General features: G+C 70.6%; 10 protein-coding genes. 5 read left to right on the top strand and 5 right to left on the bottom strand.

The features are described 5' to 3' along the window. Window positions 1-162: 162 nt before the first annotated feature. The 5 genes from ABH935_RS50565 to ABH935_RS50545 all read right to left on the bottom strand — a co-directional run bounded on the left by ABH935_RS50565 (window position 163) and on the right by ABH935_RS50545 (window position 3,617). A complete protein-coding gene (locus ABH935_RS50565; RefSeq protein ID WP_370385187.1) occupies window positions 163-789 on the bottom strand; it encodes a metal-dependent phosphohydrolase in 627 nt (208 codons plus the stop codon). A gap of 9 nt (window positions 790-798) precedes the next feature. After that, complete coding sequence (gene ptsP / locus ABH935_RS50560) at window positions 799-2,559, bottom strand: phosphoenolpyruvate--protein phosphotransferase (protein ID WP_370385186.1); 1,761 nt, start codon at window positions 2,557-2,559, stop codon at window positions 799-801. Then, entirely contained in the window at window positions 2,552-2,821 is a 270-nt protein-coding gene (locus ABH935_RS50555; protein ID WP_370385185.1) for an HPr family phosphocarrier protein, read from the bottom strand. The genes ptsP and ABH935_RS50555 overlap by 8 nt, the downstream gene beginning before the upstream one ends. Window positions 2,822-2,859: 38 nt before the next feature. After that, the gene (locus tag ABH935_RS50550; protein WP_370385184.1) at window positions 2,860-3,309 is read right to left on the bottom strand and encodes a PTS glucose transporter subunit IIA; all 450 of its coding nucleotides are present in this window, start codon (window positions 3,307-3,309) and stop codon (window positions 2,860-2,862) included. Window positions 3,310-3,386: 77 nt separating this feature from the next. Beyond that, window positions 3,387-3,617 carry a glucose PTS transporter subunit EIIB gene (locus ABH935_RS50545; protein WP_370385183.1) on the bottom strand — a complete coding sequence of 77 codons (231 nt, stop codon included), beginning with the start codon at window positions 3,615-3,617 and terminating at the stop codon, window positions 3,387-3,389. A gap of 244 nt (window positions 3,618-3,861) precedes the next feature. Here ABH935_RS50545 and ABH935_RS50540 point away from each other — a divergent pair, with 244 nt between their 5' ends. The 5 genes from ABH935_RS50540 (at window position 3,862) to ABH935_RS50520 (ending at window position 9,590) form a co-directional block, all read left to right on the top strand. After that, window positions 3,862-4,620 carry a GntR family transcriptional regulator gene (locus ABH935_RS50540; protein ID WP_370347662.1) on the top strand — a complete coding sequence of 253 codons (759 nt, stop codon included), beginning with the start codon at window positions 3,862-3,864 and terminating at the stop codon, window positions 4,618-4,620. A gap of 73 nt (window positions 4,621-4,693) precedes the next feature. Further along, entirely contained in the window at window positions 4,694-6,022 is a 1,329-nt protein-coding gene (locus tag ABH935_RS50535) for a PTS transporter subunit EIIC (protein WP_370385188.1), read from the top strand. Between the two features lie 67 nt (window positions 6,023-6,089). After that, window positions 6,090-6,788, top strand: coding sequence for a copper homeostasis protein CutC (locus tag ABH935_RS50530; protein ID WP_370385182.1), 699 nt, complete (start codon window positions 6,090-6,092; stop codon window positions 6,786-6,788). 73 nt (window positions 6,789-6,861) lie between these two features. Further along, window positions 6,862-7,194: an antibiotic biosynthesis monooxygenase gene (locus tag ABH935_RS50525; protein WP_370385181.1), complete on the top strand. Its 333-nt coding sequence runs from the start codon at window positions 6,862-6,864 to the stop codon at window positions 7,192-7,194. Window positions 7,195-7,397: 203 nt separating this feature from the next. After that, window positions 7,398-9,590: an AAA family ATPase gene (locus tag ABH935_RS50520; protein WP_370385180.1), complete on the top strand. Its 2,193-nt coding sequence runs from the start codon at window positions 7,398-7,400 to the stop codon at window positions 9,588-9,590. The last annotated feature ends 345 nt before the right edge of the window (window positions 9,591-9,935 follow it).

The following is a 9,935-nucleotide window of genomic DNA, read 5'->3' as shown; positions in this document are numbered from 1 at the left end:
CCCAGGCACACCACCGAACTGCGCCACCCAGCGGATCCTTCTTAAACCCGCGCGAAGCCGTCAAAAAACGCCCTTGACCGTCAACCCACAAACAAGCCCCACCCGCCACCAACACCCACACACAGATCAGCAGCGCCCAAAAAACGGAGCCAAGAAAGCCCGCTAGCCCTCAAGCTCCTCGATCTCAGTAGCCAGATTCGCCCGCGCGCGATGCTCGTACCGCTCCACCGCGACCGGCGTCCGGAACAGCTTCGGCAGCTCCAGCAGCCCCCGCAGCACCGCGGCGCGGCCCGGCCGGAACAGCTCGTCGGGTACCTCCGCGTACTCCTGCCGGATCGCGTGCGCGTAAGCGCGGTAGGCGCTGACGTCGCCGCCGAGGACTGCCAGATCGGCGTCGCAGAGTACTGCGCCATTCCGGTCGCCGTCGGCCGCCGCGTGCCCCTTCGTCAGCCGAACCAGCCGCGCCACCTCCGCGACCCGCACGTCGGGCATCCCCAGCGGCGGCAGCTCGTTCTCGGCCAGCTGCGCGCTCAGCTCCTCGTTGTCGGCGCTCGCCGTGCCGCCGTCGTAGACCGCGTCGTGGAACCAGGCCGCGTACCGCACCGCCGCCACGTCGTCCGCGTACCCGCCGAACTCGTCCACTCCGTCCAGGACCCGGACCAGGTGGTCCAGAGTGTGGTAGCGGCGGTGCGGCTCGGACCATCGCGCGACCAGCTCGTCGCCCAGGCGGATGCTCTCCGGGGTGATGCCGGCCAGGGCCAGCCAGCGGTTGTGAAGCGACAGCGCCATGGTCGCAGCCTACGCCGCCGCGGCTTTCCGGGCGTCCCGAGCGGTGGCCGCTTCCCAGGCCCGCGCGGCCCTCGCCTCGCAGTCCCGCAGCGTCCGCGACGCCAACGCCGCCCGCACGTCCGCGATCGCCGAGGGCGCCATCGACAGGGACCGGACACCCAGTCCGACCAGCACGCACGCCAGCAGCGGATCGGCGGCCGCCTCCCCGCACACGCCGATCGGCTTGTCCGCCGCCCGCCCCGCGGCCCCGGCCACGCCGACCAGCTTCAGCACCGCCGGATGCCACGGGTCCTGCAACGCCCCGACCGCGCCGAGCATGCGGTCGGCGGCCATCGTGTACTGCGTCAGGTCGTTGGTGCCGATCGAGGCGAAGCCGGTGCGGCCGGCCAGGATCGGACCGGCGGTCAGTGCGGACGCCGGGGTCTCGACCATGATCCCGACCCGGCCGCCGGCCACGTCCAGGCCGCAGGCCGCCGCCAGTTCGCAGAACCACTCGGCCTCGGTCACCTCGTCGACCATCGGCGCCATCACCCACACCTCGGGCGCGCTGGTCCCGGCCGCCTCCCGGATCGCCAGCAGCTGGGTGCGCAGGACCGCCTCGTTGCGGCCGTCGAAGGCCCGGAACGCGCGCAGCCCGCGGACGCCCAGCGCCGGGTTCGGCTCCTCACCCAGCGGAACGAACGGCAGCGGCTTGTCGGCCCCGGCGTCCAGGGTCCGCACCACCACCCGCGCGCCCTCCGGGAACGCGTCGAACACGTCCTTGTAGACCTTGACCTGCGCGTCGAACGTCGGCGGCTGATCCGAGTCCAGATACAGGAGCTCGGTCCGGAACAGCCCCACGCCCTCCGCCCCGGCCGCCAGCGCCGCCGGCACGTCGTCCGCGCCGCCGATGTTCGCCAGGAGCTTGACCTCGGTGCCGTCGGACGTGCGGCCCGGTCCGGTCGCAGCCGCCGCGGCCGACGCGGCGCAGGAGCGTGCGACCGCCGCCTCCATCGCCTCGGTCGACGGCCGCGCGAGCACGGTCCCGGTCGCGGCGTCCACCAGCACCGGCGTGTCGTCGGCCAGCGCCAGCACCCCGGCGGCGCCGACCACGGCCGGGATGCCCATGGCGCGGGCCAGGATCGCGGTGTGCGAGGTCGGGCCGCCCTCGGCGGTGACCAGCGCCAGCACCAGGCGCCGGTCCAGCAGCGCGGTGTCGGCCGGGGCCAGGTCGGCGGCGAGGAGCACGTAGGGCTCGGTGCGCCGCGGCAGCCCCGGCATCGGCACGCCGGAGGCGACCGCGATCGCCCGGGCGGCGATGTCGTCGAGGTCGGCGACCCGGCCGGCCATGTAGTCGCCGAGGGCGGCCAGCGTCGCGTGGAACTCGGCGAAGGTCTCGTGGATGGCCCGGGCGGCGGTCTTGCCGGCGTCGGTGCGGGCCTGGACGCCGTCCTCCAGCTCCGGGTCCTCCGCCATCATGGCCTGGGCTTCGAGAACGTCGGCGGTGGCCCCGCCGGCCGCCGCGCCGCGGGCCCGCAGGTCGGCCGCCACCGCAGCCAGGGCGGCGAAGGCCTTGGCGCGCTCGTCGCCGACGGAGCCGGTGGCCGGTACGTCCGCGGGCTCCGGCAGGGGCCGGCCCATGCGGGCGACCGGTCCGGCGACCGCGGCGGTGCCGACGCCGACGCCCTCGTACTCGATGGAGTCGGGGGCGTCGGGGGAGCCGTTCGCGCCGGGAGGGCCGCTCGCGCCGGTCGAGTCGGTCGAGCGTCCCGAGCGTGCCCCGTCAGCCATCGAGGTCGGTCTCCAACAGCTCGGCCAGCTCGTCCACCGCCGCCGCCGCGCCCTCGCCGTCGGCCGCGGCCAGCGTCACCCGCTCGCCGCCGCGCACGTCCAGCGACATCACGGCGAGCATCGACTTGGCGTTCACCGGACGCCCGCCGTCCTTGGCCACGGTCACCGGGACCGGCAGCTCCTTGGCCTTCTTGACGAAGACGGCCGCGGGCCGGGCGTGCAGCCCCACCTTGCAGGCCACGGTCACGGTGCGCTCGGGCATATCAGGGTCCTTCTGTCCTTCTCGGGAGGGGGCGGGGGTCAGCGCCAGTGGAACAGCTCGTCGCCGGCGGCCACCGCGCCGTTGACGATCGCGTCGATGGCGGCGGACTCGGCGTCCAGCGCGATCACCGGGCTCACCGGGGACAGGCCGCCGGCCTCGACCAGGGCCGGGTTCCAGGTCACGATCGGCTGCCCGGCGTGCAGCACGTCGCCCTCGACCGCGATCAGCTCGAAGCCCTCGCCGTCCAGGTTCACCGTGTCGATGCCCAGGTGGACCAGCACGCCGCGGCCGTCCTCGGACTGCACCACGAAGGCGTGCGGCTTGAGCTTGACCAGCCGGCCGGCGATCGGGGCCACGGCGACCTGCGGCGCGCGCTCGGGATCGACCGCGGCGCCGGGGCCCACCATGGATCCGGCGAACACCGGGTCGGGGACCTGGGCCAGGCCGATGGCGGTGCCGGTCAGCGGGGAGGAGATGGAGATGTCCATGGTGCTCGCTCGTCGTGCTCGGGGCGCTGGTCGCCGATGGGTGCGCACGCGCGGGGCCGGTGCCGTGCCGGGTGCGGCTACATCAGGTCCTCGATGTCGTTGGCGATGGTGTCCGCCTCCGGGCCGACCACCACCTGCACGTTGTTCCCGACCTTCATCACGCCGTGCGCCCCGGCCGCCTTGAGCGCGGCCTCGTTCACCTTGGACCCGTCCCGCACCTCGGTGCGCAGCCGGGTGATGCAGGGCTCCAGCTCGACGATGTTGTCGGCGCCGCCCAGTCCGGCGATGATCTGCTCGGCCTTGTTCACGGCAACTCTCCTCACTGGCGCCGGGCCCGCGGTTCCGCGGGCCCGGGTTGCTGACAACTCGGACGTTATCCCACTAAACAGTTGAAGACTTGATGGCCGATCGCCCGGTTGCGCCGTCTGTGGGGTCGCCGTCGCCGCCGCGGCCGCCACGGTGGATGCCGGGGCGCCGACGGCGGCGTGCAGCCTGCGCGAGCGGTTGGCACCAGTTGACACCGATGTGGCCCCGGTGGTCTAGTCCGGTGACATGAGCGATGAGGCCGCGGGCATCGACCCGACCAGCTCCGTGCCCAAGCACCTGCAGCTCAAGGACCTGCTGGGGCGGATGATCGCGGACGGGATGGAGCCCGGCTCGCCGATCCCGTCCGAGCGCGATCTGGCCGAGCAGCACGGCCTGAGCCGGATGACGGTGCGCCAGGCGATCAACGCGCTCGTCGCCGACGGCCGCCTGGAGCGCCGGCTCGGCCGCGGCACCTACGTCGCGCAGCCGAAGATGGACGTGCAGATCCGCCTGGTCGGCTTCACCGAGGACATGCGCCGCCGCGGCATGACCGCCAGCTCCCGCACGCTGTCCTTCGAACGCATCCACGCCTCCAGCGCCCTGGCCGGCCACCTGGAGGTGGAGTCCGGCGAGCCGGTGGTCCGCCTGGTGCGGCTCCGCTACGCCGACGGCATCCCGATGGCCATCGAGCGCACGCACCTGCCGGAGCGGATCGTGCCGGGTTTGGTTGAGGTGGGAGCCCCGGAGTCGCTATACCGGTACCTTGCCGAGGAATACGGGATCGTACTCACCTGGGGCGAACAGTCGATCGAGGCCGCGACCACCACCGCGGAGGACGCGCCACTGCTCGGTATTCGCTCTGACGGCGTAGTCCTTGTCATGGCGAGGCGTTCTTTTGCAGAAGATGTGCAAGTGGAATATGCGACGTCTGCCTATCGCGCGGACCGGTACCAGCTCTGGGTGCCGCTCGCGCAGGCGGCGCGTCCGATAGTCCGCAACCCGTAACCGGGCGGGGCGCGCTCACCACGCATCCCGCGACAGCGGGGCTTGGCATTACGTGGCACACCGAGAGGACCACCTGATGAGCGCAGAAGTCGCAGCGGCGGCCCCGAAGGAGCCGGGGTGGGGGAGCAAGGCCTTCGCCGTGCTGCAACGCATCGGCAAGTCCCTGATGCTGCCGATCGCCACGCTTCCCGCCGCCGGTCTTCTGGTCCGCTTCGGGCAGGACGACATGCTCGGCCGCTTCCACAACACGTTCCTGAAGAACGTCGCGGCCGTGATGTCCAGCGGCGGCAACTCGCTGCTGAACAACCTCCCGGTGATCTTCGCCATCGGCGTGGCCATCGGCTTCGCCAAGAAGTCCGACGGCACCACCGCGGTCGCCGCCATCGTCGGCTACCTGGTCTACAACGCCGTCTCGATGCAGATGTTCGCCGGCTCCCACCTCAAGTCCCAGGTCCTCGGACTGGTGATCAAGAACCCGGACCAGGGCGTGAACGACCCGGTGCCGGCCGGCGGCCTGAAGTTCGGCCTGGACCTGAACCTGCCGAACCCGACCGGGGTGCTCGGCGGCATCCTGGTCGGCATCATCGCCGCCCTGCTGTGGCAGCGGTACTACCGGATCAAGCTGCCCACCTGGCTGGCGTTCTTCGGCGGCCGGCGCTTCGTGCCCATCGCCACGGCCGTGGCCTGCCTGTTCCTGGGCGTCCTGATGGGCTGGATCTGGTCCCCGATCGGCCAGGGCATCAACGACCTGTCGACCTGGATCACCCGCCACAGCTCGATCGGCCTGTTCATCTACGGCGCCCTGAACAGGTCCCTGATCCCCTTCGGCCTGCACCACATCCTGAACGCCTTCCCCTGGTTCCAGTTCGGCACGTACACCAACGCCACCGGCACCCACCACGGCGACATCGCCCGCTTCCTGAACGGCGACCCCACCGCGGGCCTGTTCATGACCGGCTTCTTCCCGATCATGATGTTCGGCCTGCCCGGCGCCGCCCTGGCCATGTGGCGCTCGGCGCTGCCGACCAAGCGCAAGGTGGCCGGCTCGATCCTGATCTCGGCGGCGCTGACCTCGTTCGTCACCGGCGTGACCGAGCCGCTGGAGTTCTCGTTCATGTTCGTCGCGCCGGTGCTGTACGTGATCCACGCGATCCTCACCGGCATCTCGATGTCGCTGATGTGGGGGCTGGGGTGCAAGGACGGGTTCAACTTCTCCGCCGGCCTCATCGACTTCGCGCTGAACTGGGGGAAGGCGACGAAGCCGTGGCTGATCCTGATCATCGGGCCGATCTACTTCGTGGTGTACTACGTGCTCTTCACGTTCGCGATCAAGTTCCTGGATCTGAAGACACCCGGGCGGGAGCCCGATCCCGAGTTGGACGAGTTACCGGCGGTGACTTAGCAACCCGACACAACCCGTCCCTGCCAGGTGTTCGTCTCGATCACCGATCCGTGGCAGGCTGCCACCTATGTCTGATCCGACGCCCCTGCTGGAAGTCATCGCCGTCGACGCCGACGACGCCCGTGCCGCGGTCGCCGGCGGTGCCGACCGCCTGGAACTGGTCTCGTCGATGGAGTACTCGGGTTTCGACCCGGCGTTGGAGACGTTCGAGGCGATCCGGGCGGCCGTGGACGTCCCGCTGCGGGTGATGATCCGCCGCCGCGACGGCTTCTCGGCCGGTGGCGTGCAGGGTGTGGCAGAGCTCGTGCATGCGGCGGAGGCGCTGCGGCGGGCGGGTGCCGACGAGTTCGTGCTGGGCTGGCTCGATCCGGACGGCACGGTCGACGTCGAGGCGGTCCGCGCGGTCCTGGACGCCCTCGGCGGCGCGAAGTGGACCTTCCACAAGGCGATCGACGCCGCCCCCGACCGCGCGGCGGTGTACGACGCGATCCGCAAGATGCCCGGCCTGGACACGGTCCTGACCTCCGGCGGCTTCAAGGCCTCCGGCGACGGCGCCGAGGTGCTGCGCGCCGAGGCCGAGCGCGAGCGCGAGCTCGACGGCCCGCGGGTGCTGGTCGGCGGCGGGCTGACGCGGGAGGCGCTGCCGGGGCTGCGCGACGCCGGGCTGAACGCGTTCCACGTGGGGACCGCGGTGCGGGTGTCGGGGACCTGGGATTCGCCGGTGGATGTGGAGAAGGTCGCGCTCTGGCGCAAGCAGCTGGGGTAGCGCGACCCGTCCCGAGTTGATCATCTCTGCCACACTGGGGCTCCATCACCGAGCGTCGCCCGAGGGGGTCCCGATGTCCACCCGCCCTGCGGAAACACCCGAGCCGCCGTACTACATGGTCGTGTTCGCCTCACAGCGGCTGGAAGGCGACGACGGGTACGGCGAAGCCGCCGAGCGCATGGCCGAGCTGGTGACGCGGCAGCCGGGCTTCCTCGGCGCCGACTCCACGCGCGACGCGAACGGTTTCGGGATCACTGTCGCGTACTTCTCCGATGAGGAGTCGATCCGGCAGTGGTATCGGCATCCCGAGCACGCTGAGACCCGCGGCAACGGTCGGGACAAGTGGTATCAGCACTATGCGGTGCATGTCGCGAAGGTTGAGCGCGCGTACCGCTGGGACAAGTGAGACGCATGGGGCGGTCAGCAGCCAAGAATTCACGATGCCGCCCCCACTCCGCCCTTGTGCTAGGCTACTGCGCCTTGCCCGGCACGTACGGCGGTTCTGACTCTTACCGAACCGCGCGGACCTCTGCCTGAAGAACCTCCAACGCGCATCGGCGCCGATCCGGCGTGCGCGCGTTCATTCCTCTACTTCTTCAGGAGTCCGGCATGCCCGAATCCAGTGATGCCTCTGATCCGATCGTGGTCGGCGAGCAGTCCCATCTCGAAGAGTCCCGCGCCGCGCTGAAGGCGATGCGCGAAGACGCGCTGACCCTGAAGGCACAGGGCGGCAACGCCGTCTCGACGGAGAACCTCCTCGCCGCCCTGCGTGCCCGGGCCAAGGCGCTGATGGACGATCCGAACGTCCCGCTCTTCTTCGGCCGCCTCGACTACGGCGACACCGCCGACGCCGGCGAGTTCCGCAGCGAGCACTACTACATCGGGCGGCGGCACGTGCATGACGCCACCGGCGAGCCGATGGTCATCGACTGGCGTGCGCCGGTCTCGACCGCCTTCTACCGGGCGACGCCGAAGGTGCCGATGGGGCTGGATCGGCGAAGGCGGTTCGGGTTCGCGCAGGGGGCCATCACTGGGTACGAGGACGAGCCGCTGTCCGACTCCGCGGGGGCTGCCGGGGGCGCCGGGGGCGGGGCTTCCGGTGCGATCGCGCCCGCCGGGCAGCCTGGCGCCAGCCGCATTCTGACCGACGAGATCGAGCGCCCGCGTTCGGGGCCGATGCGCGACATCGTGTCGACCATCCAGCCGGAGCAGGACGAGATCGTCCGTGCGGATGTCAGCGTCAGCGTCTGCGTGCAGGGGGCGCCCGGGACCGGGAAGACTGCGGTCGGGCTGCACCGCGTTGCGTTCCTTCTCTACGCGCACCGCGACCGGCTGCGCCGGGGCGGCTCGCTGGTCGTCGGGCCGAACAAGGAGTTTCTGAAGTACATCGAGCAGGTGCTGCCCGCGCTCGGCGAGATCGAGGTCGGGCAGACCACGGTCGACGACCTGGTGGCCCGGGTGAAGATCACGGCTCAGGATCCTGCGGAAGCCGGGGTGGTCAAGGGCGACGCGCGGATGGCGCGGGTGCTGCACAACGTCATTTGGTCGCGGCTGCGCACGGCTCGGGAAGCGCTGCCGGACGGGATCATGATCGTGCGCGGGTCCCGGCGGTGGCGGGTACCGGCGTACGAGATCGACGAGCTGATCGAGGGCACCAGGGAGCGCGATGTTCGGTACGGGGCCGGGCGCGCGATGCTCGCGCCTCGCATCGCGCACGCGATTCTGTACCGGATGGAGGTCGCTGGGGAGACTACCGACGACCGGACGCAGAATGCTGTCGCGCGGACTAGCGAGGTGCGCAAGGCTGTGGATCTGCTTTGGCCGGCTATTGATCCGCTGAAGGTTGTGTTCGAGCTTTACGCCGACGCTGAAGTGCTCGCGGCGGCTGCCGAGGGCATCCTCACGGCTGAGGAGCAGGCGGCGATTCTGTGGACCGCGACGCGTCCGAAGGTGCCGCGGTCGGCGGGGACCGCCAAGTGGTCGAGTGCCGACGCGGTGCTCATCGACGAGGCGCACGATCAGCTCGATCGGTTGCCTTCGTTAGCGCACGTGGTGCTTGACGAGGCGCAGGACCTGTCGGCGATGCAGTACCGGGCTGTTGGGCGGCGGTGCTCAACGGGGAGCGTCACGGTGCTTGGGGATATCGCGCAGGGGACTACTCCGTGGGCGACGCCTTCGTGGGCCGAGACGTTGAAGCATCTTGGGAAGCCGGAGGCGGTGATTGAGGAGCTGACGCTTGGGTTCCGCGTGCCGCGGCAGATTATCGACTTCGCGGCGAAGCTCTTGCCCGATGCGGCTCCGGGGCTGCTGCCGCCGACTTCGGTGCGGCAGCAGGGCGGGGCGTTGGAGATCGATGCGGTCGCGAGCGAAGCGGACCTCGTCGGCACCATGGTCACGGCGGCGGAGCTCGCGTTGACGCTGCAGGAGGGGTCGGTCGGGCTGATCGCTGCTGATGCGCGCGTTGCCGAGGTGGCTGCTGCGCTGAGGGCTGAGGGGGTCGAGCACACGGTGCTGGGCTCGGAGCCTGCTGCGCCGGCTATCGAGGGCGCGACCGAGACCGAGGCGGAGCTGGTCGAGTCGCTGCTGGCGGAGACGGTCGGGCCGCGGCTGGTGGTGGTACCGGCGACGCTGGCGAAGGGGCTGGAGTACGACCAGGTGCTCGTGCTGGAGCCGGCCGAGATCGTTGCCGCCGAGCCGCGGGGGCTGCGGCGGTTGTATGTGGTGCTGACTCGTGCGGTGTCGCGGTTGCATGTGGTGCACTGTGCGGCTTTGCCGGTGCAGTTGAGGGGGGATGGGGGCTGATTTGGGGCTGATTCGGGGCTGATTCGGTTCGGCTTTTTGCCCGCCCGCAGCATCACCACTCCCATCATCACTGTCTGTGGTTTTGCAGGCGATTTTTACGGCTTCGCGCAGGGGTTGATGACCTCGCAGGGGGACGCAGTTCGGTTGTGCCCCGCGTGTCGCGCTGGCGGCCGGCTGTTTTCGTGGGCAAGACTGCGCGGCGGCTCAGGCTTCTGCGGCAGTGCGCTGGCGGCTGGCGGTTTTCATGTCCGGTTACGTCCTGGGACGTGGTGTATCGGTTAGCTCTGATGGGCGTATCGCCGATAGTTGAGGCGGTCATCGGGTGATCCTTCGAGATGGATTGAT

This window comes from Catenulispora sp. GAS73, assembly GCF_041262085.1.
Lineage (GTDB): Bacteria > Actinomycetota > Actinomycetes > Streptomycetales > Catenulisporaceae > Catenulispora.
The sequence above is the reverse complement of the archived record's forward strand: the minus strand, read 5'-3'. Positions and strand labels throughout refer to the sequence as shown.

Coding starts and splice junctions, on each gene's coding strand:
- ABH935_RS50565 (WP_370385187.1), bottom strand. CDS start 789: ATGGCGCTGTCGCTTCACAACCGCTGGCTGGCCCTGGCCGGCATCACC.
- ptsP (WP_370385186.1), bottom strand. CDS start 2,559: ATGGCTGACGGGGCACGCTCGGGACGCTCGACCGACTCGACCGGCGCG.
- ABH935_RS50555 (WP_370385185.1), bottom strand. CDS start 2,821: ATGCCCGAGCGCACCGTGACCGTGGCCTGCAAGGTGGGGCTGCACGCC.
- ABH935_RS50550 (WP_370385184.1), bottom strand. CDS start 3,309: ATGGACATCTCCATCTCCTCCCCGCTGACCGGCACCGCCATCGGCCTG.
- ABH935_RS50540 (WP_370347662.1), top strand. CDS start 3,862: ATGAGCGATGAGGCCGCGGGCATCGACCCGACCAGCTCCGTGCCCAAG.
- ABH935_RS50530 (WP_370385182.1), top strand. CDS start 6,090: ATGTCTGATCCGACGCCCCTGCTGGAAGTCATCGCCGTCGACGCCGAC.
- ABH935_RS50525 (WP_370385181.1), top strand. CDS start 6,862: ATGTCCACCCGCCCTGCGGAAACACCCGAGCCGCCGTACTACATGGTC.
- ABH935_RS50520 (WP_370385180.1), top strand. CDS start 7,398: ATGCCCGAATCCAGTGATGCCTCTGATCCGATCGTGGTCGGCGAGCAG.